Annotated in this window: 21 protein-coding genes and 1 pseudogene; 12 read left to right on the top strand and 10 right to left on the bottom strand. The window is 70.2% G+C overall.

All coding sequences use genetic code 11. From position 1 onward, the window contains the following. Positions 1-19: 19 nt before the first annotated feature. Entirely contained in the window at positions 20-709 is a 690-nt protein-coding gene (locus J5V16_RS11590; protein WP_208496389.1) for an endonuclease V, read from the bottom strand. 42 nt (positions 710-751) lie between these two features. After that, positions 752-1,114: a hypothetical protein gene (locus J5V16_RS11585; RefSeq protein ID WP_208496386.1), complete on the bottom strand. Its 363-nt coding sequence runs from the start codon at positions 1,112-1,114 to the stop codon at positions 752-754. A 138-nt stretch (positions 1,115-1,252) separates the two neighbouring features. On the opposite strand from J5V16_RS11585, the gene J5V16_RS11580 reads away from it, so the two are divergent. Continuing rightward, a complete protein-coding gene (locus tag J5V16_RS11580) occupies positions 1,253-2,335 on the top strand; it encodes an NAD-dependent epimerase/dehydratase family protein (RefSeq protein WP_208496384.1) in 1,083 nt (360 codons plus the stop codon). A gap of 49 nt (positions 2,336-2,384) precedes the next feature. Here the strand turns inward: J5V16_RS11580 and J5V16_RS11575 are convergent, their stop codons facing one another. From J5V16_RS11575 to J5V16_RS11555, 5 genes are all read right to left on the bottom strand, one after another. Further along, positions 2,385-3,131 (bottom strand): hypothetical protein, encoded by a 747-nt coding sequence (locus J5V16_RS11575; RefSeq protein WP_208496382.1) that lies wholly within the window; start codon positions 3,129-3,131, stop codon positions 2,385-2,387. A gap of 167 nt (positions 3,132-3,298) precedes the next feature. Next, the gene (locus J5V16_RS11570) at positions 3,299-4,453 is read right to left on the bottom strand and encodes a uroporphyrinogen-III synthase (RefSeq protein ID WP_208496380.1); all 1,155 of its coding nucleotides are present in this window, start codon (positions 4,451-4,453) and stop codon (positions 3,299-3,301) included. Further along, on the bottom strand, positions 4,453-4,794 hold the full coding sequence (nirD, locus tag J5V16_RS11565) for a nitrite reductase small subunit NirD (protein WP_243901060.1): 342 nt from the start codon (positions 4,792-4,794) through the stop codon (positions 4,453-4,455). The genes J5V16_RS11570 and nirD overlap by 1 nt, the downstream gene beginning before the upstream one ends. A 5-nt stretch (positions 4,795-4,799) precedes the next feature. Beyond that, the gene (gene nirB, locus J5V16_RS11560) at positions 4,800-7,277 is read right to left on the bottom strand and encodes a nitrite reductase large subunit NirB (RefSeq protein WP_208496378.1); all 2,478 of its coding nucleotides are present in this window, start codon (positions 7,275-7,277) and stop codon (positions 4,800-4,802) included. Further along, positions 7,274-8,695, bottom strand: coding sequence for an FAD-dependent oxidoreductase (locus J5V16_RS11555; RefSeq protein WP_208496376.1), 1,422 nt, complete (start codon positions 8,693-8,695; stop codon positions 7,274-7,276). The genes nirB and J5V16_RS11555 overlap by 4 nt, the downstream gene beginning before the upstream one ends. A 378-nt stretch (positions 8,696-9,073) precedes the next feature. Between J5V16_RS11555 and J5V16_RS11550 the strand changes: the two genes are divergently transcribed. From J5V16_RS11550 to J5V16_RS11505, 11 genes and pseudogenes are all read left to right on the top strand, one after another. Beyond that, positions 9,074-9,454, top strand: a complete 381-nt coding sequence (locus J5V16_RS11550; protein WP_208496374.1) for a YbaB/EbfC family nucleoid-associated protein — start codon at positions 9,074-9,076, stop codon at positions 9,452-9,454. Further along, complete coding sequence (locus J5V16_RS11545; RefSeq protein WP_208496372.1) at positions 9,451-9,765, top strand: type VII secretion target; 315 nt, start codon at positions 9,451-9,453, stop codon at positions 9,763-9,765. The genes J5V16_RS11550 and J5V16_RS11545 overlap by 4 nt, the downstream gene beginning before the upstream one ends. Then, positions 9,766-10,476, top strand: a complete 711-nt coding sequence (locus J5V16_RS11540) for a WXG100 family type VII secretion target (protein ID WP_208496370.1) — start codon at positions 9,766-9,768, stop codon at positions 10,474-10,476. A gap of 6 nt (positions 10,477-10,482) precedes the next feature. After that, positions 10,483-11,091, top strand: a complete 609-nt coding sequence (locus tag J5V16_RS11535; protein ID WP_208496368.1) for an EndoU domain-containing protein — start codon at positions 10,483-10,485, stop codon at positions 11,089-11,091. Between the two features lie 15 nt (positions 11,092-11,106). Beyond that, a complete protein-coding gene (locus tag J5V16_RS11530) occupies positions 11,107-11,370 on the top strand; it encodes a hypothetical protein (RefSeq protein ID WP_208496366.1) in 264 nt (87 codons plus the stop codon). A gap of 172 nt (positions 11,371-11,542) precedes the next feature. Beyond that, a pseudogene (locus tag J5V16_RS25705) lies at positions 11,543-13,648 on the top strand (terpene synthase family protein); the annotation flags it as partial. A gap of 856 nt (positions 13,649-14,504) precedes the next feature. Next, complete coding sequence (locus J5V16_RS25885; RefSeq protein WP_243901059.1) at positions 14,505-15,299, top strand: bestrophin-like domain; 795 nt, start codon at positions 14,505-14,507, stop codon at positions 15,297-15,299. An 81-nt stretch (positions 15,300-15,380) separates the two neighbouring features. Beyond that, positions 15,381-16,805 (top strand): family 2B encapsulin nanocompartment shell protein, encoded by a 1,425-nt coding sequence (locus tag J5V16_RS11520; RefSeq protein ID WP_208496362.1) that lies wholly within the window; start codon positions 15,381-15,383, stop codon positions 16,803-16,805. 100 nt (positions 16,806-16,905) lie between these two features. Beyond that, a complete protein-coding gene (locus J5V16_RS11515; RefSeq protein WP_208496360.1) occupies positions 16,906-17,922 on the top strand; it encodes a polyprenyl synthetase family protein in 1,017 nt (338 codons plus the stop codon). 53 nt (positions 17,923-17,975) lie between these two features. Next, entirely contained in the window at positions 17,976-18,923 is a 948-nt protein-coding gene (gene ispH / locus J5V16_RS11510; RefSeq protein ID WP_307792948.1) for a 4-hydroxy-3-methylbut-2-enyl diphosphate reductase, read from the top strand. 336 nt (positions 18,924-19,259) lie between these two features. After that, on the top strand, positions 19,260-19,871 hold the full coding sequence (locus tag J5V16_RS11505) for a DUF1349 domain-containing protein (protein ID WP_208496356.1): 612 nt from the start codon (positions 19,260-19,262) through the stop codon (positions 19,869-19,871). A 170-nt stretch (positions 19,872-20,041) separates the two neighbouring features. On the opposite strand, the gene J5V16_RS11500 is transcribed toward J5V16_RS11505, so the two are convergent. The 3 genes from J5V16_RS11500 to J5V16_RS11490 all read right to left on the bottom strand — a co-directional run bounded on the left by J5V16_RS11500 (position 20,042) and on the right by J5V16_RS11490 (position 24,948). Beyond that, positions 20,042-21,175 carry an alpha/beta hydrolase family protein gene (locus J5V16_RS11500; protein WP_208496355.1) on the bottom strand — a complete coding sequence of 378 codons (1,134 nt, stop codon included), beginning with the start codon at positions 21,173-21,175 and terminating at the stop codon, positions 20,042-20,044. A gap of 174 nt (positions 21,176-21,349) precedes the next feature. Next, entirely contained in the window at positions 21,350-23,398 is a 2,049-nt protein-coding gene (locus tag J5V16_RS11495) for a molybdopterin oxidoreductase family protein (RefSeq protein WP_208496353.1), read from the bottom strand. 134 nt (positions 23,399-23,532) lie between these two features. Continuing rightward, positions 23,533-24,948, bottom strand: coding sequence for an MFS transporter (locus tag J5V16_RS11490; protein WP_208496351.1), 1,416 nt, complete (start codon positions 24,946-24,948; stop codon positions 23,533-23,535). Positions 24,949-25,135 lie beyond the last annotated feature (187 nt).

Raw genomic sequence — 25,135 nt, 5'->3', positions numbered from 1 at the left:
GGACGGCCCTACCGCGTGGTCATTCGATGGCGGCGAGTCGCCTGCGGCCCAACTGGTCCGCGGCGCGGATCGGCTCGGGGAGCCGGTAGGCGGGGGCGAGTTCGAGCACGAGGTCGCGGGCGGTGGCGAGGGTGCGGCGGTGGCCGACCGAGACGTAGACGGGCTTCACGCCGTCCTGGGTGCGCAGGGCGCAGCCGACGGTCTCGCCGCTCGCGGTGATCGGTGTCCACGCGCCGCGTTCGGGCGCGGGCGCGGCGACGGGGAGGTGCGGCGGGTTCTTGGCGACGCCGATCGCGGGCGCGTCGAGGACGACCCCGAGGTGGCAGGCGAGGCCGAACCGGCGCGGGTGGGTGAGCCCGTAGCCGTCGCACACGTACAGGTCGGGGGTCACGGTGAGCGCTTCGATCGCCTTGAGCAGCAATGGGAGTTCGCGGAAGGCGAGGAGCCCGGGAATGTAAGGGAAGTCGGAGGCGCCGTGCACCACCGTCTGGTCGAGGACGGCGAGGTCGCTCCGGCGCAGGACGACGGCGGTGGCGACGGCGGTGTCGCTGTCCTTGTCATAGGCGATGTCGAGTCCGGCGACCGTCGTGATAGGAGCGTCGTCGTCGGCGACGACCACGCAGCCGGCGAGTTCGGTCTGCATGGCGACCGCTTCGGCTTCGTCTCGGGGCAGGCGGGCGTACGCGGCTCGGGGTTGATCGTCGCTCACCCCGGCAGCCTAACGAGACGTGCCGGTCGGCGCCCGGTGGCCTCAGGCCGGTCCGAAGCCTTGGCCGAAATCGAGCCTGAACTCGTCGTCGCCCTCGTTGACGAAGTCGTGGTCGGGATCGAAGGCGGGCTCGGCCTCGATCCCGTCGTCCGCGCCCGCGACGTCGCCGTACTCGTACTCGTAGTCGTCGTAGTAGTCATGGTCGAAGGCGTCGTCGCCGAAGTCCTCCGCGTCGGTCTCGAAGCTGCCGTCGCCTTCGACCTCGTAGAGGAAGTGGTAGTCGTCCTCCCCCGCGCCTTCGTCGAAGGCGGTGCCGGAGTCGTACGCCGATGCGGAGTCGTCGGGGCTCGCCGCCAGGGACGAGAAGAACCCGTCGCCGAAATCGTCGTCCAGGCCGTCGGTCACGGCATCCTCCTCACCCTGCGCCTCTGCCTGCCTCCCACTGTATTCGGTCGGTGCGAGCCGCGCGCCCGACCGCGCCGCCCGATCCGCTCAAGGCGAACGCCGCTTGCCCGCCGTCCGGCAAGGGTCCATGCTCGAGGGATGAGCACCGAGAAGCAGATCCTCGTCCTCGGCGGGACCGTGTTCCTGTCCCGCACCATCGCCGAGCACGCCGTCGCGCGCGGCCACCAGGTCACCGTCGCCTCGCGCGGCGCCACCGGCGCACCACCCGAAGGGGCCGAGTTCGTCACACTCGACCGCGCCACCGGCGACGGCCTCGATGCCTTGCGCGGCAGGGCGTTCGACGCCGTCTTCGACGTCGCGCGCATCCCCGCGCACATCGGCCCGGTCCTCGACGCCCTCGCCGACGACGCCGGCCACTGGTCGTTCGTCTCGACCATCTCCGTATACAAGCACTTCGACATCCTCAGCGAGGAGCTCCACGAGCCGACCGCCGCCGACTCCACCGACGCGGCCCTGGAGGCGTACGGCCCCAGCAAGGTGGTGTGCGAGCAGCTCGTGCGGGAACGCCTGGGCGACAAGGCGTTCATCACCCGGCCCGGGCTCATCGTCGGCCCCGGCGACCGCAACGACCGCCTCGGCTACTGGCCGCTCCGCTTCGCCGAAGGCGGCGAAGTGCTGGCCCCCGGCCCGCGCGAGCGGCCGGTGCAGTGGATCGACGTGGACGACTACGCCGACTTCCTCCTGGACGCCGCCGACACCGGCGAACACGGCACCGTCGACGCCATCGGCGCGCCGGTCGAGTTCGGCGCGTTCCTCGATCAGGTCGGCGAGGCCCTCGTCGAGCATGGCGTCCTCAGTGCACCCCCCGAGCTCACCTGGGTCTCGCAGGAGTTCCTGCTGGAGCAGGGCGTCAACCCCTGGTCCGGCCCGGACTCGCTCGGCATGTGGGTGCCCACGCCCGACTACGACGGCTTCCAGACCCGGCCAACCGGCCCGGCCGCAGCGGCCGGGTTCCGCGCCTCGGACCTCGCCGACACCGTGAAGCGCTGGTGGCACGCGAACGCCGAAGCGCCGCACCTGAAAGCGGGACTCTCGCGGCAGAAGGAGGGCGAGGTCCTGGCCGCCTGGCACGACAAGCCCACGGCCGAAGGCCTCGCCGAGCTCGACGCCGAGCGCCGCTTCGCGGTGCCGCAGGCGGAGACGCCCGCGTACGACGGATAGCGGAACGGCCCCAGCGCTGACGGTGAATTCTGGGGCCGTTCGAGGTTCGCTACTGCTGCGGCGGAGGCGGCGGCTGCTGCCCGTAGGGCGGCTGCTCCGGCCCCTGCTGGCCATAGGGCGGCTGGCCGCCCTGCGGGGGCTGCGGCGGCGGCTGCTGGCCGTACGGCGGCTGGCCCATGTACGGCCCCATCGGCGGCTCCTCCTTGCGGAAGAACTCGTTCGAGGCCGGCACGGCGAGCAGGATGATGATCACCAGCGAGCCGACGATGAGCACGATGAGCGTGGCCCAGTCGATGGCGTTGACCCAGGCCGGCGTCGCGTCCTCGATCGCCTGCGTCGCCTCGTCCTGGTACTCCTGGCCGTTGACGTTCGCGGTCATCGAGCTGCTGACCTGCCCGATGAGCCCGCCGATGCCGCAGCACAGCAGGCCGATGCCGGAGAGGATCCAGCTGAGGATGCGCCCGGCCCGGTTGCCCTTGTTCACCAGGAGGGCCATGATCACGTAGAAGACGGCGAACACGACGTAGACGCCCGCGACGAGCGCGAACGTGAAGGTCATGAGCGAGCCGATGTTGTCGGGGGTCAGCCCCGAGTCCGCCAGTTCGGGGTCGGAGAGCAGCTGCTCGGTGACGGCGTCCTCCACAGAGGACATCACCGAGAACATGGCGATGCCGCTGGCGACGAGCAGCACGGCGGTGAGGATCTGGGTCCACACCACGGCGGTGACCGACCAGGGCTTGGTCTTCGGCCCCGGCGGGGGCGACTGCGGATACTGCGGCGCCGGCGGGTATGCCATGGCGGCCTCCGATCAAAGGCGGATCAATACGGGCGTTGACGGTCTCAGGAACCTCATCGTAGTGAGTCATGCCCGCTCCCGCCACCCATCCTCAATGGCTGGTCACCGGGCCGGACACGGCGAACGCCGCCCTGACTGAGTTGTCAGGGCGGCGCGGGCAGCGGATTTCAGACTTCGAGGTTCAAGCGGTAGCCGCGCTTGATGACCGTCTCCACACAGGACCGCAGGTGCACGGCGTCGCGCAGGCGGGTCACCGCCATCTCGACGGCGTGGCCGTCGGCGCCGCGCGGCAGGTGCCCCAGCAGCTCGGCCCGGGAGAGGACCTTGCCGTTCGCGGACGCCAGCGCCCGGATGACGGCCATCGGGGCGGGCGGCAGCTGGAACGGCTGGTCGTCGAGGAGGACCATGTGGCCGCGCAGCTCGATCGAGTGCCCGGTCGCGAGCTGCAGCTTGCGCGAGCGCTTGGGCAGGGCCGAGGCCACGGTGCGCACGAGCGCCCCCAGGCGGGCGCGCTGGGGCTGCACCGATTCGACGCCGAGCCGCGTGAGCGGGGCGGCGGTGATCGGGCCGACCGAGACGGGGAGGACGCCGTTGTCCTCCGCCGAAGCGCGGAAGGCCTCGAGCATGTCGGCGGCCTGGTCGCCCGCGATGCGCAGCAGCGCGTTCGCGGCGGGCGCGGACGTGAACGTCACCGCGTCGATGCGGCGGGCGCAGATGGCGTCCACGAGCCGCTGCACCGGGGTGATGTCGGTGGGCAGCGTCCAGCGGTAGACCGGGACGGCGACGGCCGCGCCGCCGCCGTCGCGGACGGTCTGGATGAAGTCCTCGGCGGGGTCGCCGTGGAGCTGGATCGCGACGCGCTGGCCGTTGACGCCGCGCTCGCGCAGGTACTCGACGACCTCGTCGCCGGTCTCGCTCGGCGCGGTCCACTCCTCGGTGAGCCCGGCGGCGCGCACGGCGCCGAGGGCCTTGGGGCCGCGGCACAGGATGCGCGCGCGGCCCAGCACGGTGAGCAGGTCGTCGCCCATGCCCCAGCCCTCGGCCGCTTCGAGCCAGCCGCGGAAGCCGATGCCGGTCGTCGCCACCACGAGGTCGGGGGCCTCGCGGATGAGCTCCACAGTGGCCGCCCGCAGCGCCTCGTCGTCCGGGAGGGGGACGATGCGCAGGGTCGGGGCGACCACCGTGCGGGCGCCGCGGCGCTCGAGGAGGGTCGCCAGCTCGTCGGCGCGGCGCTGCGCGGTGACGGCCACGGTGTAGCCGGTCAGCGGCGCGAGCGCCGCGGGCGACTCGGCTTCGCGGGAAAGGGCTTGGGCTCCGGCCATCAGGCGCTCGCTTTCACTTCCGAGTTGACGCCGACGCGGACCTGCCCGTCGAGGACTTCGACGGCGAAGACCTCCAGGGCCACCGCCTCGTCGTCCAGGCAGACGCCGGTCTTGAGCGAGAACGCCTGCTTGAGCAGCGGGCTGGTGACGATCGGCTCGCCGCCGCGGTCGCCCACCAGGCCCCGGCTCATGACGTTGGCGTCCATGAACGGGTCCAGGTTGGACACGGCGTAGAGGCTGTCGTCCGCGAGGCGGAACACGGCGACCTGGGTGCCGTCCTCGAGGAGGGCGGCGACCCCGCGGCCGGGGATGATGCGGTCGAAATCGCAGATGGCTTCCATGCTGATCACTTCCTTACAGGCGTGCCGAGGGCGACGGGCGTGCTGTGCGAGCGGGCGGTGGTCCCGGCCGGGAACTTCTGGCCGCGGACCTCCTCGAACTCGATCTTCGGGTCAGGGGCCTCCGGCGCGTTGACGAAGGACACGAACCGCTGCAGCTTCTCGGGGTCGTCGATGACGCCCTTCCACTCGTCCGCGTAGTTCTCGACGTGCTTCTCCATGAGGGCGTCGAGCTCGCCGCAGATGCCGAGCTTGTCGTCGACGATGACCTCGCGGAGGTAGTCGATGCCGCCTTCGAGCCCTTCGACCCACTTCGAGGTGCGCTGCAGGCGGTCGGCGGTCGAGATGTAGAACATCAGGAACCGGTCGATGGTCCGCACCAGCGTCTCGGAGTCCACGTCGGACAGCAGCAGGTCGGCGTGGCGCGGCGTGAAGCCGCCGTTGCCGCCCACGTACAGGTTCCAGCCGTGCTCGGTCGCGATGATCCCGAAGTCCTTGCCGCGGGCCTCGGCGCACTCGCGCGCGCAGCCGGAGACGGCCGACTTGAGCTTGTGCGGGCTACGCAGGCCGCGGTAGCGCAGTTCGAGGTCGATGGCCATCTTCACCGAGTCCTGGACGCCGTAGCGGCACCAGTCGGTGCCGACACAGGACTTGACGGTGCGCAGGGCCTTGCCGTAGGCGTGGCCCGACTCGAAGCCGGCGTCCACGAGCTTGCGCCAGATCTTCGGCAGGTCCTCCACGCGCGCGCCGAACATGTCGATGCGCTGGCCGCCGGTGATCTTGGTGTAGAGGTCGAACTCCTTGGCGACCTCGCCGATGACGATGAGCTTGTCCGGGGTGATCTCGCCGCCGGGGATGCGCGGGACGACCGAGTAGGTGCCGTTGCGCTGCATGTTCGCCAGGAAGTGGTCGTTGGTGTCCTGGAGGGACGCCTGCTCGCCTTCGAGGATGTGCCCGTTGGAGAGGCTCGCGAGGATCGAGGCCACGGTCGGCTTGCACAGGTCGCAGCCCGCGCCGGTGCCGTACCGGGCGATGAGCTCGGAGAAGGTGGTGATGCCGGTGACCTTGACGATGTCGAACAGCTCGGCGCGGGACTGCGTGAAGTGCTCGCACACCGCGTTCGAGACCTCGACGCCGCCTTCCTTCAGCAGCTGCTTGAGCATCGGGATGCACGAGCCGCAGGAGGTGCCGGCCTTGGTGCAGGCCTTCAACGCCCCGACATCGGCGCAGCCGTCCGCGTGGATGGCGTTCATGATGTCGCCCTTGGTGACCGCGTTGCAGGAGCAGACCTGCGCGCCGTCCGGGAGCGCCCCTTCGATCTCGCCGCCGCCGAGGAGGTCCGCGAGCTTGCCGGGGACCTTGCCGCCCACCGAGGCCCGCAGCAGCGGGTAGGTCTCGGCGTCGCCCACGAGCATGCCGCCCAGGAGCGTCTGCGCGTCGTCGGAGAGGATCAGCTTGGCGTAGGTGCCGTTCGCCGGGTCCAGGTACGTCGTGGAGAGCGGGCCGTCCATCGCGCCGAACTGCGCGACGTCCACGCCGAGCAGCTTGAGCTTCGTCGACATGTCCGCGCCGGGGAACGTGGCCTCGCCGCCCGCGAGGCGGTCGGCGACCACTTCGGCCATCGAGTAGCCGGGGGCCACGAGCCCGTAGCACATGCCCTCCATCGCGGCGACCTCGCCGATCGCGTACACGTCGGGGTCGGAGGTGACGCAGGAGAGGTCGGTGATGATGCCGCCGCGCTCGCCGACCTCGATGCCGCACTCGCGGGCGAGCTGGTCGCGGGGGCGCACGCCCGCCGCGAAGATGATGAGGTCGGTGTCGTAGGCGACGCCTTCGCGGTTGGTCTCCATGCGCAGCCGGCCGTCGACGGCCTCGATCTTGGTGCCGCCGGTGCCGCAGTCGACGCCGATGCCGAGCTTCTCGATGTGCTGCTTGAGGATGCCGCCGCCGGCCTCGTCGAGCTGGCGGGCCATGAGCCAGGGGGCGAACTCGACGATCTGCGTCTCGAGACCCAGGAGCTTCAGCGCGTTCGCCGCTTCGAGACCCAGGAGCCCGCCGCCGATGACCACGCCGTGGCGCCGGCCCGCGGAGTGGGCCTTGATCGCCTCGAGGTCCTCGATGGTGCGGTAGACGAACACGCCGTCGAGGTCAGCGCCCTCCATCGGAGGCACGAAAGCGTAAGAGCCGGTGGCGAACACGAGCTTGTCGTAGGCGTACTCACCGTTCGCGGACCGCACGACCTTGGCCTCGCGGTCGATCGACACGGCCGCTTCGCCGAGCCGCACGTCGACGCCGTCCAGGTCCGAGGCGAGCGAGAGCTCCTCGGCGCTGACCCCGTCGAAGAACGCCGACAGGCGCACCCGGTCGTAGGCCGGACGGGGCTCCTCGCACAGGACCGTGACCTCCCAGGACGGGTCGCGCTGGGTGACCGCCTCCAGGAACCGGCGGCCGACCATGCCGTCGCCGATGACTACCAACTTGCTCATGCTGACACCTCATTCAATTGCTCGGCAGCCTGACCGATTCCAGCGACGGTGCTGTTCAGCCACTTGCACAGACCCGCGACGTCTTCGGCACACGTGCCGCAGCCGGTCGAGGCCTGCGTGGCCTCCGACAGGGCCTCGGGCGTGCGCGCGCCGTTGAGGAACGCTTTGCCCAGGACCCCTTTCGTGACGTTGTTGCAGCGGCAGACCACGGCCTCGTCGGACATGGACGCCGGAGTATCAGGGGCCACCGACACGGATTCGCCGGGGCGGCCCATCAGGAGGGTGCGGCGGTCGTGCGGCACCGGGTCACCGGTGTCGAACAACTGGACCACCTGGCCCACCATCGGGTTGTCGCCGAGCATGACCGCCCCCGCGAGGCGGCCTTCGGCGTCGATGACCAAGCGGGCGTAGGTGCCGCGCGTCGGGTCGGCGAACGAGACGACCTCGTCGCCGTCCACGTCGCCCATCGCGGCGAGCTCAATGCCCGAAGCTTTCAGTCGCGTGACCAGGCGCGAGCCCTCGTAGGCCGCGTCCGGGTTCACGTCGGTGAGGAGGTCGACCACGACATCGGCCTGCTCCCAGGCGGGACCGACGAGGCCGTACGGAATCCCGCGGTGCTCGGCGCAGTCGCCGACCGCGAACACGTCCGGGTGGGAGGTGCGGCACTGGTCGTCGATCTTCACGGCCCGCCCGCAGTCCAGGCCCATCGCCGCCGCCAGCTTCGTGTTCGGCTTGATGCCGCAGGAGACGACCATGAGCTGGCCCGTCACGGTGCGGCCGTCGGCCAGCACCAGGGTCAGGCCGTCATCGCCGTGGATGACCTTCGTGGTCTGCGCGTCCACGATCGAGTGCACGCCGACCTCGGCGTAGGAGTCCGCGAGGACCTTGGCGCCCAAGGGGTCGAGCTGCCGGTCCATGAGGTGCCCGGCCGCGTGCACGACGGTGACGTCCATGCCGCGCTTCGCGAGGCCCCGCGCGGCTTCGAGGCCGAGCAGGCCGCCGCCGAGCACGATCGCGCTGGCGCGGTTGGCGGCCTCGTCGAGGATCGAGCGGGCGTCCTCGATCGTGCGGAGCACGTAGGCGCCGGTGGGCAGCGGCAACAGCCCGGGGATGGGAGGCACGAACGCCTCGGCGCCGGTGGCGAGCACGAGCTTGTCGAAGGAGACCCCGTTGACGACCTTGTTCTCAAGGTCCACGGACTCGACCGCCTCGCCGAGGCGCACGTCGACGTTCTCGGGCGGGACCGGCAGAGCGATCTCGTCCTCGGTCTGCTTGCCCGCGATCATGCTCGAGAGCAGGATGCGGTTGTAGGCGGCCTGGGGCTCGTCACCGAACACGGTGACCTCGACGCCGCGCCGCCCGAGCTCGCGGGCGATGCGGGCCCCGGCCATGCCATAACCGACGATCGCGACCTTCACGCGCTGGACCTCCCGGTGCTGGACTGACTGCGTAGGCGGCGGTGGGCTCGCAACTCGCGTTTCCCGCAAGCCCGCCCGCCGCGCGCTGTCTGGGCGACGACGCTGTCAGTCCCCGACTGGGCTCTAGATTCGCCTGGACCTGTTACGCGATCGAGCGGTGAATGTTTCGCGTGTGCTAAGTAGTCCGCACGCTTTGCGCCCTACGACTGGACAGCTTGTGAACGGCACCGCACAGTAGGTGGCAACCGGTCAGCAGCGGAACGAAACGGACAAACATCGAGTGTCCGTGACGTGAAGGGCGTTTGAACGCCTGAGCTATCCTCGCCACGAATGAAACGCCGACACACCGCACATCGGCGGCGCAAGGAGTGATCGATCATGGACAGACGGGTACTGAGCGGCGAAGACGCCGTCGCCCGCCTTCAAGAACGCCAGGCGGCCTTCCAAAAGACGGTGGCGGCGACTCAGGAGATGGCGACGCGGATGCGGACCCTGACGGCCACCGCGAGCGACGCGAACGGACTCACCACCGTCACCGTCGACTCCAGCGGCGTCCTGCTCAAGGCCGACTTCTCCGCGCGCATCCAGCGCACCACCCCCGAAGCGGTCTCCCGAGCGCTCATGGAGGCCCTCGCCTACGCCAAGCAGCGGGTCGCCGAACAGACCCAAGCGGTCATCGCCGAGACCGTCGGCGCCGACTCCGACACGGGCCGGGCCGTCGCCCAGGACCTCCAAGCCCGCCTCGGCGGCCGCCAGTGAGCAGCGGCATCCAGGTCGACCCGGAGGAGCTGCGCACCCACGCCGGGCACATCGACAGCCTCATCGCGCGCTTCGAGACCGTCAAGGCGGCCTCCGCCCAGATCACGGCCGCGCCCGACGCGTTCGGGCCGCTCTGCGAATGGATGGCCGGAATCCTGGAGGACAAGCACCAGATGGTCGAGCCGCTGTTCGACAAGGGCAAGAGCAACCTCGGCACCCACGTCGAAGCCCTCCGGACCTGCGCCGACCTCTACGAGGAGTCGGACGCCAGCGCCGGCGGGGACTTCGACAAGCTCGGCGGTGAGATCTAGATGTCAGACAACCCCCTGGTCGCCGATGTCAAAGACTCGCACCACTTCTGGAAGGGCGCGGGCATCGGCGAGGACATCGCCGACATCGTCTCCGCGATCAAATCGGAAGAATGGGTCGACGCCTCCCTCGCTGGCGTGGGCGCCGGCCTCAGCGCGGTCGGCTTCCTCGACCCGCTCGGCGCGATCGTCTCCACCGGCGTCTCCTGGCTCATCGAGCTCATCGAGCCGCTGCGCGATCTGCTCGACGACCTCACCGGCGACGCCGACATCCTCACCGCCCACGCCCAGACGTGGGCCAACATGGCCGAAGAGCTCATGGCCATCAAGGACGAGCTCACCGGGTTCATGGAAAGCGACATCACCGGCTGGCAGGACGACGCCGCCGACGCCTACAAGGCCAACATGGCCCACAACGTCGACGGCACCGACGGCCTCGCGCAGCTGTGCGCGGCCATGAGCGCCGCGACCACCGGCGCCGGAACCCTCGTCACGGTCACCCGGGAGCTCGTGCGCGACCTCATCTCCCAGCTGGTCGCCACGCTGCTCATCCGCCTCCCGGTGTGGCTGGGGCTGTGCGCGACCGGCGTCGGCATCCCCGCCGTCGCGGCCCAGGCTGCGGGCATGATCGCGCAGGTCCTCGCGACGGTGATCGGGATCGTGATCGCGCTCGTCCAGAGCCTCACGGCCCTCCAGCAACTCCTCGACAGTTAGGCCAAGATGCGCGCTCTCGCCAAGCTCCTTGCAGTCGCCGTCATCGCCCTGGCGCTCAACACTCCCAAGCCGGGGCCGAAGCCCGGCCCCAAACCGGGCGTGCCCAAGGTCAAGCCGCCGGTCAGCGGTGTCTCCTCGGCGGTGAAAGCCGCCTGGGACGAGTACGACCAGGGCCAGGCCGGCGGCGGGAGCACCACGAACACGCCGAAGAACCCCAACACGCCGACCACCAGCGGCTGGACCCCTGAGCAGCTGAAGAACATGCCGAACCTCGGCGACACCTCCAAGCGCAAGACCCACATCCTCTACGGTGAGTACGGCACCGGCGGCGACCTCATCAGCGGCGGCCACGCCCCAGGGTCGGGCGGCGGCACCGAGTTCCCGGACAAGTGGACCGAACCCCAGATGATCGAGGGCATCGAGCACGTGGCCCGCAACCCGACCTCGATGACCCCGCGAGACGGCGGCGGCTACATCGCCACCGGCGTGCACAACGGTGTCGAGATCGAAGTGGTCCTCAACAAGGACGGGACCGTGTGGACCGGCTACCCGCTCCCGACCCCCGGGAATATCAGTCAAGGCGTCGTGGTGAACGACAAAGGCCTCTTGTTCTAGGAATCGAGGATCACAGTGCAGAACGACTACAGGACCACGCTGGTGGAGCAGGTGCGCAAGTACGCGCCGTCGCTCCCCTCGCAGGTGGTCGACTCGCTGCGCACGAAGGTCCTCGTCGGCGAACTCTCCCTCGCCGCCGTGGACTTCGTGAGCGCCCTCGTCCGCGCCCGCATCCCGGTCGCCCCCGAGGACATCCCCACCCTCCGGTGGCTCCTCGAAAGCGTCACCCTCCCCCCGGACACCCCCGCCGATCTGGCCGACAGGCTCACCGTCGCCTGACCCGGCGCCACCCGGCCACCAGGGCGCGCTTCCCGTCGTATCGGGAAGCGCGCCTTGCTTTTCTCCTGCTGCGACAGCCATGGTTCACCCGACTGGGGGACAGCGGCATCGTCGCGGAAGCCGTACTGTGAGTTGCGTCCGGAACAGCCGGCTTCGCCCTTCAGGGAGCGCTATGGCCAGAAATCACCCGTTCGAGCTACCCGTGTTCTACCTCCCGCATCCGGCCCGGCTGAATCCGCATGTCGAAGGCGCACGCGCGCACGCGCGGGTGTGGGCCAAGACGATGGGGATGCTCGACGCCCCGGCCGAGGGCGGCGGGGTCATCTGGGATGAGGCCGAGCTCGATCGGCACGATTACGGGCTGCTGTGCGCGTACACGCACCCGGACTGCGACGCACCCGCGCTCGATCTCGTCACCGACTGGTACGTGTGGGTGTTCTTCTTCGACGACCACTTCCTCGACGCGTTCAAACGCACCCGCGACATGCAGGGCGCCAAGGCGTACCTCGACCGCATCCCCCTGTTCATGCCCCTCGACCTCGGCGAGACCCCGGAACCGGAGAACCCGGTCGAGCTCGGCCTCATCGACCTGTGGCAGCGCACCGCGCCGTCGATGTCGATGGGCTGGCGCAAGCGGTTCCTCACCAGCACGATCAACCTGCTGTTCGAGTCCCTGTGGGAGCTCACGAACATCACCACCGACCGGGTCGCGAACCCGATCGAGTACATCGAGATGCGCCGCAAGGTCGGCGGAGCGCCGTGGTCGGCGGGCATCGTCGAGTACGCGGTCGGCGCGGAGGTCCCCGACTCTGTCGCGCACGAGCGGCCCTTGAAGGTCCTGCGCGACACGTTCAGCGACGCCGTGCACCTGCGCAACGACCTGTTCTCGTACGAGCGGGAGGTCACCGACGAGGGTGAGAACGCCAATGCCGTGCTCGTCTTCGAGCGGTTCCTGGGCTACGACACGCAGCGCAGCGCCGAACTCGTCAACGACGTGCTCACTTCGCGGCTGCACCAGTTCGAGAACACCGCGCTCACCGAACTGCCGGTCCTCGCCGCCGATCGCGGCCTCAGCCCCGCCGAGCAGACCGCGATCGCCTTGTACGCCAAAGGACTCCAGGACTGGCAGGCCGGCGGCCACGAGTGGCATATGCGGTCGAGCAGATACATGAACGACGCAGCCGACCGGGTCCTGGGAGGCCCCAACGGTATCGGCACGAGCGCGGCCCGCATCGCCGCCTCCGGGCTCAGGCAGCACCTCCGGACGCCGTTCCGCCAGGTCGGGCCGACCGCGCTGCCCGTGTTCCATCAGCCGTTCGAGCTCAGGCTCAACCCGCATCTGGACGCGACCCGCAGGAACGCGGCCGACTGGGCCGAGCGCGTGGGCTTCCTCGCGCCCGACCCCGCGCTGCCGGGCTCGGGGCTGTGGAACCGCCGCCAGTTCCTCGGGTTCGACTTCGCCCTGTGCTCGGCCGGGATCGATCCGGACGGCACCCCGACCGAACTCGACCTCTCCGCGGACTGGCTCGCCTGGGGCACGTACGGCGACGACTTCTACCCGGCCGCGTTCGGCCGCGGGCGGGACCTCAGCGCCGCGATCGAGCAGCACCGCAGGCTCCTGGCGTGCATGCCGATCGACGCCGGCACCGCGCCGCCCCCGGGGAACCCGCTCGAACTGGGGCTCCAGGACCTGTGGCGGCGCACGGCCGCGAGCTTCGACGAGCGCGCCCGCGCCGAGTTCCGCACCGCAGTCGAGCGCATGCTCGAAGGCTGGCTGTGGGAGCTGCACACCGAGGGGCAGAACCGCGTCCCCGACCCGGTCGACTACGTCGAGATGCGCCGCGACGCATTCGGCTCGGACCTGACGATGTCACTCGCGCGCCTGCGCGCCGGCCGGACGGTCCCTGACGAGGTCTGGAACGCCCGGCCGCTCAAGTGGATGGAGGCCGCGGCGATGGACGCCGTGTGCCTGCTCAACGACGTCGTCTCATACCACAAGGAGATCGAGTACGAAGGCCAGCTCGTCAACGGGGTCGTCGTCGTCGAGGAGTACCTGGGCGTCGACTCGGTCGAGGCGGTGCGGATCACGGCGGCGCTCGCCGACGCCCGCATCGAGCAGTTCGAACTGGTCGAGGCGAACGACCTGCCGTCCGTCGCCGAGGACTTCGGGCTCGATGCGGACGCGAAGGCGGCCCTTGAATCCTATGTGGATGATCTCAGGAACTGGATCGCCGCGATCCATAAATGGCACCTCGACGGGACGGACCGGTACGACGAGGCGACATTGCGCCGCCAGCACGACTTCGGACCCGGATCGACCGCGCCCCACGGCGTCGGCCGGTTCCTCGAAGCGGGCGGCGCAGCCGAGGCGCCCAAGGAGTTCAAGCTGCCCGCGACGGCGACCGCCGGACTGCGGCCGCCGTCGTGGCGCGACTACCTTCCCGCGCGGCCTGAGATCGCCGCTCCCCCGCCGAGCGCAAGTGCGAACGCGAACATGACGACCATCAACCGCTTCTTAAGCGTCGCCGAGTCGTCGTCCGCCGCATCGGCGGGCGCGGCCGCCTCTTCGACCGCGAGGGCCTCCGGCAGCGGGCCGGGGGCCTGCGGCGGCGCGTCCGCTTCGCTCGGCGCCACCTCGCTCGAAGGTGCTTCGTTCGACGGCGCCGCGCTGGACGGTGCCTCCTCAGCCGGCGGCTCCCCGGTCGGGGACGGGCCGGCGTCCGCCGTGCCCGTCGGCGCGGGGTCGGTGGGCTCGGGTGAGGGTTGCGGCCCGGGCGACGACGGCGCGGCGTCCGTGGGCTCGACGGGCTTCGAAGGGCTGGGCGGCGGGGGGCTCGCGGTCGGGGGCTCCGAGGGCTCGGGGTCCGGGCAGTCCAGCAGCGGCGGCAGGTCCGGCAGGTCGATCACCGGAAGCTCGACGCAGATCTCGACCCCCAGCGCCGCGTGCACCGAAAGCCGCTCGGGGTTCGCTTCCGGCAACGGCTCGGAGGCCAGCGCCAGCCCGGAGAAGAGGATCAGCGCCGCCGCCGCGATGACCAAGGCCACTAGGCGGCGCACGTATCCCTCCACGGGGTTTTGCGTTGTTCATCACGATTCATACGTCATATTCTGCTTTACGAAGTCTGGTGAGATCAATGCCCATCTGGTTGCAGGGACTGCTGTTCACTCTTTCGATAGTCGCGTTGGCGTGCGTGGTCGTCGCGCTGCTGCAGAAGTTCGCGCCGCCGACCGATCGCGCCCACAACAACGAGCTGGGCACGACGATCTTCGAGCTGCTGACGGTCCTGTACGCGATCGTGCTGGCGTTCGTGCTCATCACCGCGTGGGAGAACAAGAACGAGGCCGGGCAGGTGACCTACCGGGAGGCGAACGAGCTGGTCGACGTGTACTGGTCGGCGGCGGCGCTCAACCCCGAGCAGCGCGACCAGGTGCGGGACTCGGTGCGGGCCTATACGAACGAGGTCATCGACGCCGAGTGGCCCGCGATGCGCGACCAGGAGCCGGTCACCTCCGAGGGTCTGATGCTGCTCGACGAGATGCGGGCGCCGGTCGCGGGCGCGCAGACGGATGAGGACGTGGTCCAGTCACGGCTCGACGCGACCGAAGACGGCGTCCTGGCGATCTCCGAGTACCGGACCGAGCGGCTGTTCGCGGCCCAGAGCGGCCTGAGCGCGGCGATGTGGACGGTACTGGTGCCCGGCGCGATCCTGGTGTTCGCGGTGATGCTGACCCTCGGGACGCCGACCCGGAAATACCAGTTCGTGCTCGTGGGGCTCGTTTCCGGCATGGTCGCGCTGATGCTGTTCGCCACGTACCAGCTCGAATACCCGTTCAGCCGGAGCGGCGCGACCGATCCGGTGGCGTATCGGATCGCGATCGAACGGTTCGATGCGATAGACGCGAACTATGATCAGGAACAACTCTTTTGAGTGAATTATTGGCGTTCATGCCGAACAAGTCCATAAGATGCTCATCGAGCCATTACCGCCTCAACGTGAGGAAGCGTGAGTATGACCGACTCTGTCGTCGACAGCACCCCGGCCGTCCCCCAGCAGTCCGCGAACGGACAGCATCCCCAGACCAGCCTCAGCACCGCCGCCGCCCGCAACCTCGCCACCACCACCAAGTCCGCCCCGCAGATGCAGGAGATCACCTCCCGGTGGCTCCTCAAGGTCCTGCCGTGGGTCCAGACCCAGGGCGGCGCGTACCGCGTCAACCGGCGCTTGACCCACACGGTGGGTGACGGCCGCGTCGAGTTCACGACCGAAGGGGACGCCGTCCGCGTCATCCCCACCGAACTCGGCGAGATCGCGCCGCTGCGCGGCATCGACGACGAAGAGGTGCTGGAGGCGCTGGCCGACCGGTTCGAGCAGCGCGAGGTCGGTGCGGGCCAGCACCTGGCGCAGGAGGGGCGACCGGTCGACGGCATCCACCTGATCGCGCACGGCCGCGTCGAGCAGTTCGGCGCGGGCCCGTTCGGGGGCCAGTCCTCGCTCGGGCTCATGGTCGACGGCGACCACTTCGGCGAGGAGCTGCTCGTCGAGGACGGGCCCGTGTGGGACTGCGACGTGGTGGCCGCGACCCCGGTCACGGTGCTCTCGCTCCCGGCCGCCGCGGCGGCGGAGCTGGTCGAGCGCATCCCCGCGCTCGCGTCGCATCTGGAGCAGTTCAAGGCGAACCGTTCGGCGAAGGCCAACAAGCACGGCGAGGCGGCGATCGACGTCGCGGCGGGCCACACCGGCGAGCCGGAGCTGCCGCGCACGTTCGTGGACTACGAGCTGACGCCGCGCGAGTACGAGCTCTCGGTGGCGCAGACCGTGCTGCGCGTCCACACGCGCGTCGCGGACCTGTACAACCAGCCGATGAACCAGATGGAGCAGCAGCTGCGGCTCACCGTCGAGGCCCTCCGCGAACTGCAGGAGGACCAGATGATGAACAACAAGGAGTTCGGGCTCCTGCACAACGCGGCGCTGAACCAGCGCATCCCGACCCGTTCGGGCCCGCCGACCCCGGACGACCTGGACGAGCTCATCAGCCGCCGCCGCAAGCCGGAGGTCCTGCTCGCGCACCCGAAGGCGATCGCCGCGTTCGGCCGCGAGTGCACCAAGCGGGGCATCTACCCGTCCACGGTGGACTACCACGGGCACCACATCCCGGCGTGGCGAGGCATCCCGATGCTGCCGTGCAACAAGATCCCGATCTCGGGGGCGCGCACCACGTCGATCCTCTGCATGCGCACCGGCGAGTCGGAGCAGGGCGTCATCGGCCTGCACCAGACCGGCCTGCCGGACGAGTACGAGCCGGGTCTCTCGGTGCGGTTCATGGGCATCGACGAGAAGGCCGTCATGTCGTACCTCGTGAGCGCCTACTACTCCGTCGCGGTCCTGGTCCCGGACGCGCTTGGCATCCTCGAGCACGTCGAGATCGGGCGCTGAGATCCCCGGGCGGCCGCCTCCGCACCGAGGCGGCCGCCCGGGCCCGCGCCGCGACCCCACCGCGATCCCGTAGACCCCGCGCCGCCCAGGGAGGCCCCGCTTGACCGTCCTGACCGACCACACCGCCGCCCGCGAAGCCGTCGACGCCGGGCTCCGCGCCGCCGCCGCCCGGCTCCCCGCACCCGCCGCGCGCATCGCGGCCTACCACTTCGGCTGGACCGACGCCTCCGGCACGCCCGTCGAGGCCAACTCCGGCAAAGCCCTCCGGCCGATTCTGACCCTCTTGGCCGCCAAGGCGGTCGGCGGTGAGGAGGCCTGGCGGCAGGCCGTCCCGGCGGCCGTGGCCGTCGAGATGGTCCACAACTTCTCCCTCATCCACGACGACATCATCGACCGCGACAGCCTGCGCCGGCACCGCCCGACCGCGTGGAAGGTCTACGGCGTCAACGACGCCATCCTCGTGGGCGACGCCCTGCACGCGCTCGCCTTCGAGTGCCTGGCCGAGGCCGGCGGCGACCGCATCCCGGCGGGCACGAGCCTGCTCGCGCAGACCGTGCGGGCGCTCATCGAAGGCCAGCTCGCGGACACGCGGTTCGAGAGCCGCGACCAGGTGGAACTGTCCGAGTGCGTCGCGATGTCCGAGGCGAAGACGGCCTCGCTGATGGGCTGCGCGACCGCCCTGGGCGCGCTCTTCGGGGGCGGCACACCGCAGCAGGTGGACGCCTTGCGGGACTTCGGGTTCCGGCTCGGACTGGCGTTCCAGCACGTGGACGACCTGCTGGGAATCTGGGGCGACCCGGCCGTCACCGGCAAGGCGGTCTACTCGGACCTGCGCAACCGCAAGAAGTCCCTGCCCGTGACCGCTGCTCTCGGCTCCGGGCACCCCGACGCGCCCGAACTGGCCGCGATCTACAGCGCCACCGGGCAGCTCACCGAAACGGAACTGCGCCGGGCCGCCGACCTCGTCGAAGCCTGCGGCGGACGCCAGGCGAGCCGCACCTCCGCCGAGACGCTCACCGAAGCGGCCACCAACAGCCTCAACGTGGAAGGCCTCCGCCCAGAAGCCGTGGAGGAACTGACCGAACTCGCGGCGAGCACCGTCCACAGGGCGAATTGATGGCGCCCGAGCTTCGCCAAGAGGATCATCTCGGAAGTCCGCACTTGACACCCGTGCCTCGCCGGGTGCTCCTCCCCGCGCCGCGGTCGTTCTGCGCCGGGGTGGAGCGGGCGATCGAGATCGTGGAGCGGCTGCTCGAGGTGCACGGTCCACCGGTCTACGTGCGCAACCAGATCGTGCACAACGCGCACGTCGTGGCCGACCTGGAGGCGCGGGGCGCGGTGTTCGTGGGGGAGCTCGACGAGGTCCCCGACGACGCGCTCGTGGTCTTCAGCGCCCACGGCGTCGCGCCCGCGGTGGAACGCGAAGCCGCCGCTCGCGGCCTGGACGCGGTCGACGCGACCTGTCCGCTCGTCGCGAAGGTCCACGCGGAGGCCAAGCGGGCGGCCGACAACGGCGACACGGTGATCCTGATAGGACACGAGGGCCACGAGGAGGTCGTCGGCACGGTCGGCGTGGCCCCGGACCGCACGATCCTGGTCGACAGCGCCGACGCGGTCGCCGACCTGCGGGTACCCGACCCGGCGAAGCTCACCTACCTGAGCCAGACGACCCTGGCGGTCGCCGAGGTCGAGGCCATCGCCGCGGCCCTGCAGCAGCGCTTCCCCGCGATCAAAGGCCAAGGCGCCGAAGACATCTGCTACGCCACGAGCAACCGCCAGGCGGCGGTCGCCGCAGTCGTGGCCGAGGCGGACTTGGTCCTGGTGGTCGGCTCGGCGAACTCCTCGAACTCGAACCGCCTGGTCGAACTCGCGAGGACCGCCGGAGTCCCGGCCCACCTCATCGAGGACGCCGGCGCGATCGACCCGGCTTGGCTGCAAGAAGCGGAGACGGTGGCGGTCACCGCCGGCGCCTCCGCGCCGCCGCGCCTCGTGGACGAGGTGGTCCAGTCCCTCGCCGCCCTCGGCCCCATCGAAGTCATCGAACGCGTCCACACCCGCGAGACCCAGGAATTCCTACTCCCCCAACGTCTCCGCCCCCGCACAGCCCACCCGAACTGAGCCCGCGAACGCCGCGCCATCAAGCACGCCGAGGCATACCCGGCCGCCGCCCAACCACGGAGCTGACCTTTCCCCCCCCCCCGGCCCCCCCCCCCCCCCCCCCCCCCCACCCCGCACCCCGCACCCCGCACCCCGCACCCCGCACCCCGCACCCCGCACCCCGCACCCCGCACCCCGCACCCCGCACCCCGCACCCCGCACCCCGCACCCCGCACCCCGCACCCCGCACCCCGCCGAGAGTGTCGCTCCGCCAAGCGGATCCGCCGCTTCACCTGCTTCTGTTGACCGTTGAACGAAGCCGGTTGCGTCGCGTGCTCACGCCGCTAAGCTGACCGGATGACCGTGAACCTTCCTGGACTCCCCTTCCCGCTCGACTGGGAAGACGGCGTCGAACCGCCGAGGTGGCGGGTCACCGATACCGGGCTCGAAGCGACCGCCGGGCCCAAGACCGACTGGTACGTCTACGCTCCCGACCCGGCCCAGTGTGCCCCGGCCAACGGTGCGCGCCTCCTCGGGGCCGCGCCCGACGGCGACTGGCAGTTCAGCGCCCGTATCACCGTGGGCTTCAACGGGACCTACGACGCCGGCACCCTCTTCCTCCTCGCCGACGAGGACCACTGGTCGAAGCTCTGCTTCGAGTACTCCCCCGACGCCCAGGGCATGGTCGTCTCGGTGGTCACCCGGGGCACCTCCGACGACGCCAACGCCTGGACCGTCGAGGGCGACACCGTCTGGATGCGCGTCACCCGCCTCGGCCAGGGCTTCGTCTTCCACTCCTCGAACGACGGGCGGCGCTGGGAGTTCGTGCGCAGCTTCGGGTTCGGCGTCGACGGCCCGATCAAGGCCGGCTTCGGGGTCCAAGCCCCCGAAGGCGAGGGCTGCACGGTCCAGTTCAACGACATCGAGTTCAAGCGGGAGACCCTCCGGGAACTCCGCGACGGCTCCTGACCGAGGCCCCGCGAGAACAGCTGCGCACTCCGCCACTGATCGTCTTCGCTCGAGACCGGTCGGTGCTGTCGCCGTACTCATTTCGCCCTCCTTCCTTAGTCGGCGCCCGGCGGCGCCTCTCGTGCCCGGCCGCGCGTCGCGCGGCCGGGCCTGCTGTCTCCTTGTGCCGCTTACGGGTTGTGGAAGACGAGCTCGGGCCAGTCCGGGTTCGCGTCGAGTACCGGGGCTTCGTCGCCGCGCAGGTGGGCGTCGACGAAGCCGGTGACGAGGGCGCGCGCGATCTCGTTGGAGCGGTTGCCGTCGAGGTCGTCCTGGTTGAGCCCGGCCTGCTCGCCGAGCGGGCCGAAGTCCGTCATCGAGCTGTGCGTGGTGCCGTCGACGGTGATCCAGCGCTTCCAGCCGTCGAGCTTCTTCCAGGCCTTGTCCCAGGTCGTGTCGTCGCCGGGCTGGCCGTGCACTTCGGCGCCGACCATCATGAACGGGCGGTCGAGCTTGTGCGGGTCGAGGGCGAAGAAGGTGCCGTCGAGGTTGAACCCGGCGTCGAACCGCTCGTCCTCGTGCATGGCGCGGTGGCTGCTGGCCCCGCCGATCGAGTGGCCGCCCACGACGATCCGCTGGGAGTCGATGATGCCGGCGTCCTCCCAGGACGCGTCGTCGCCGGTGAGTTCGTCGAGGACGAACGACAGGTCCTCGGCCCGCTGGGGCACGACCTTCTCGACCTCCTGCTCGACGCAGGCGAGGCATTCGGTGGTGCGCCCGTCGGGGAAGGTGATGGGCGCTTCGTAAGTGTGGCCGACCAGGGCGACCGCATAGCCTTGGCTCGCCAGCTCTTCGGCCATGCCGGTGAGGGTGGCGCGGGGGAACGAGAAGCCCGGCGAGAGCACGACGAGCGGAAGTGTGCCGTCGTCGGCGAGCGGTTCGGCGTCGAGCACCGAGTTCGTCTCGACCGAGGCGAGGACTTCGCCGGGCAGCTGCAGCTGCGCGCCGAACAGGTCGCCTTCCTCAGGGGTCATGTACGGCGCGGTCGTGCCTTCGGTCTCGGCGGTGGGGTACCACATGCTGACCATGAGCTCCCGGTCCACTTCGGGCACCCACACGTCGGGGCGGCCCTCGTCGACGAGGTGGAGCTGCGTGGTGCCGGTGGCGAACTCGCCGCCCGGGGCGGGGACCGCCAGCGCCGCAGTGGTTTCGGGGGCGGGATCGGTGGTTTCGGCTTGCGCGGTGGAGATGGCGGCTACGGTCGCCCCGGCGGTGACCGCGAGGGCGGTCGCGCCGAGGAGGACGTGTTTCGCTTGGCGTCGCAACGTCGAGTTCCAATCGTGTCGGTGGTGCGGGCCCGTGCGGGCGCGCTCCGTCAACTCTGGCGCTCGGATTCGTTGCTGCCCTGGGCATTTCGTCCAGAGCTTCTAGGTATTTCGACCGGTTCTCAAGGCCCTGTACCCCTGTCGAAAGTCAGGGGTACAGGGTGAAGCGGGAGGTCAGGGGCGGGCGGCCGGGGCGATCTTGACCGCGCAGACCTTGAACTCGGGCATGCGGCTGATGGGGTCGAGGACGTCGGAGACGGCGGCGTTCGCGTTGGCCGCACCCGGGAAGTGGAACGGGCTGAAGACCGTGTCGGGCCGGATGTCGGCGGTCAGGCGCGCGGGCGCGGTGTAGGAGCCGCGCCGGGAGGTGATGCGGACCCAGTCGCCTTCGCCGATGCCGTGGCGCACGGCGGTGTCGGGGTGGATCTGCAGGAACTGCTCGCTGTCGGGCCCGTCGAGGGATTCGATGAGGCGGGTCTGCGCGCCGGACTGGTACTGGGTGAGGACCCGGCCGGTGGTGAGGTACAGCGGGTAGGAGCGGTCGCGGCGTTCGGCCGGGTGGCGGTGGTCGACGGCGATGAACTTGGCGCGCCCGTCCGGGGTGGGGAACTTGCAGTCGGCGAACATGCGCGGGGTGCCGTCGTGGTCCGGGCCGGGCACGGGCCACTGGAAGGTCTGCTCTTCAAGGCGCTCATAGGAGACGCCGGAGTAGTCGGCTTTGCCGCCGGCGGAGGCGCGGCCGAGCTCCTCGAAGATCGTCTCGGGGTCGGTGGAGTACGAGCCGGGGGCGTCGAGGCGGGCGGCGAGTTCTTTCATGATCCACAGGTCGGAGTGGACGCCGTCGGGGGCGCCGCGCAGGGACTTGCGGCGGATGATGCGGCCTTCGAGGTTGGTCATGGTGCCGTCCTCCTCGGCCCACTGCGTGACCGGGAGGACCACTTCGGCGAGGCGCGCGGTCTCGGACATGACGAAGTCGAAGGAGACGAGGCAGTCGAGGTCCTTGAGGCGGTCGGCGACGCGGGCGGCGCGGGGGGCCGAGACGACCGGGTTGGAGCCGAGCACGAAGAGCATCTTCACTTCGTCGCCGCATTTGCGCAGCAGTTCGACGGCGGAGACGCCCGCGCCGGGCAGGATCTCGGGGTCGACGCCCCAGACGGCGGCGACGTGCTCGCGCGCGGCCGGGTCGGTGATCATGCGGTAGCCGGGGAGCTGGTCGGCCTTCTGGCCGTGCTCGCGCCCGCCCTGGCCGTTGCCCTGGCCGGTGATGCAGCCGTAGCCGGAGCTGGGCTTGCCGGGCAGGCCGAGGGCGAGGGCGAGGTTGATCCAGGCGGTGACGGTGTCGACGCCCTTGGCGTGCTGCTCGGAGCCGCGCGCGGTGAGGATCGCGGTCTTCTTGCCGGCCATCAGTCTCGCGGCGGCGTACAGGTCGGGGACGGAGACGCCGGTGATGCGCTCGACGAACGCGGGCCAGTAGCCGGCGACGGTCTGGCGGACCTCGTCGAAGCCGTTCGTGTGCGCGTTGATGTAGTCGTGGTCGAGGTAGCCCTGCTCGATCGCGATGTGCAGCAGGCCGTTCGCGAGCGCGAGGTCGGTGCCGGGCGCGGGCTGGAGGTGCAGCTGGGCCTGCTCGGCGGTCGCGGTGCGGCGCGGGTCGACGACGATGAGCTCGGCGCCGGTGAGGAACCGCATGAGCGGCGGCATGGTCTCGGCGGGGTTGGCGCCGACGAGGACGATCACGTCCGCGTCCTTCAGGTCCTCCTTCGGGAACGGCAGGCCCCGGTCGACGCCGAAGGAGCGGTTGAGGGCGCCGGCCGCCGAGGACATGCAGAAGCGGCCGTTGTAGTCGATGTGCTTGCTGCCCAGGGCGAGGCGGGTCCACTTGCCGAGCTGGTAGACCTTCTCGTTGGTGAGGCCGCCGCCGCCGAAGACGCCCACGGCGTCCTTCCCGTGCTCGGCCTGGACCGCGCGGATGCGGTCGGCGACGTGGTCGAGGGCGGTCTCCCACGAGACGGGCTCGCCGCGCAGGAGCGGGGTGGTGAGCCGCTCGGGGTGGTCGAGGAGTTCGGGCGAGGTCCAGCCCTTCTTGCACATGCCGCCGCCGCGCGGCGAGGCGGTGACCTTGCCTTCCGCGTCCTCCTCCAGCCGCATGCCGCACTGGAGCGCGCAGTACGGGCAGTGGGTGTCGGCGGTGCGGAGGACGGGGAGGGCGGCGCGAACGGTCATGTCGCGAGTGTGACCGGGCGTCGTTTCGGCGTCACGTGAGCAATGTTTCCGGAATGCTAAGTGGCCCGCAATCGTCGTGAGTTGACGATTGCGGGCCAGGGGCTCGACGGCGACTCTGCCGTGTCCGGGGCGGGTCAGACCTTGGCGTGGGCGAGGCTGGGGGCCTTCTCCAGGAAGACCGTGCGCTGGTAGCACCACCAGTTGATGACCAGGAAGACCGCGTAGCCGACCACGAAGACCCACATGGCGGGAACGACCGAGCCGGTCTCCTCGTTGGCGATGCGGAAGCCCTGGTTGACGAGGAACCCGCCGAAGGCGCCGATCGCGCCGATCCATCCGAGGGCCGCGGCGGTGAGCTTCTTGGCCTTGACGATCTCGACCTCGCTGGCCTGGCCCCCGGCCGCGGCGTTGGCCTCGGCTTGGAAGATCGCCGGGATCGACCGGTAGGTGGAGCCGTTGGCGATGCCGCTCATCAGGAACAGCACCATGAAGGAGGTGAAGAACAGCGGGAACGAGTGGCTGTTGATGCCCCAGATCGCGCCGAGCGCTCCGATGCCCATGAGGATCAGCGCGACGCTGGTGATGGGGGCGCCGCCGCGCTTGTCGGCGAGCCAGCCGCCGAAGGGGCGGAAGACCGAGCCTACGAGCGGGCCGAGGGCGGCGATCCACAGAGCGTTGAACTCCGGGAACGAAAGCTTGATGACCAGGGGGAACGCGAAGGAGTAGCCGATGAAGGAACCGAACGTCCCGATGTAGAGGAAGCTCATGATCCAGGTGTGGCGGCGAGCCAGCGCGGGCAGCTGCTCCTTGATCGGAGTGCGCGCCACCGAGAGGTTGTCCATGAAGCGCCAGGCCATGAGCGCGGCGAAGACGGCCAGGAGCATCCAGAGGATGGGCACGTTGTGCAGGAAGATGCTCTTGCCCGCGTCGTTGACGCCCTGGGAGGCCCCGGCGACGCCGGCGACGATGAGGAACGGGCCGATGAACTGCACGGCCGGGACGCCGATGTTGCCGCCCGCGGCGTTGATGCCGAGGGCCGTGCCGCGGGCGCGCTCCGGGTAGAAGTAGGAGATGTTCGCCATCGAGGAGGCGAAGTTGCCGCCACCGAATCCGGCGGTGACGCCGGCGACGATGAACAGCCAGTACGGCGTGCCGGGCGTCATGACGCAGTAGGCCAGGAGCGCGGTCGGGATGACCAGGAGCAGCGCCGTGATGATGGTCCAGTTGCGTCCGCCGAAGATCGCCACGGCGGCCGTGTAAGGGATGCGCAGGAACGAGCCGACGAGGTTCGGCACCGCGGTGAGCCAGAACAGCTGGCTGACGGTGAAGTCGTACCCTGCCGCAGCGAGGTAGGGGGTGATGATGCTGAACATCACCCATACGGAGAAGCCCAGGTGCTCGGCGACGACCGACCAGATGAGGTTGCGCCTGGCGACCGACTTGCCGGTCGCCTTCCAGAAGGCCTCGTCGTCCGGGCGCCAGTCGGCGATCCAGCCCTTGCGGGCAGCGGTGGGCTTTTCAGCTGTCGATTGCGTCAGAGTCGATGTCATGGGCACTACATTCACGGAGCGGCGTTGCCTGGTTGTGCGGCACCTGTGCCGGTGCGATGAAGTTCGGCTCACGGTTCTGTTACGGAGGGTGTGAAAGGAGCGCCTGCCACCCCGGGTGTACGCGCCCGGACCGCCTACACCCGCAAGGCGAGAACCCGGTCACAAAGGCCGATGGCATAGCGTTAAC

Source organism: Glycomyces niveus (genome assembly GCF_017592475.1).
Taxonomy (GTDB): Bacteria; Actinomycetota; Actinomycetes; order Mycobacteriales; family Micromonosporaceae; genus Glycomyces; species Glycomyces niveus.
This window is presented reverse-complemented; position numbering and strand designations above follow the sequence as displayed.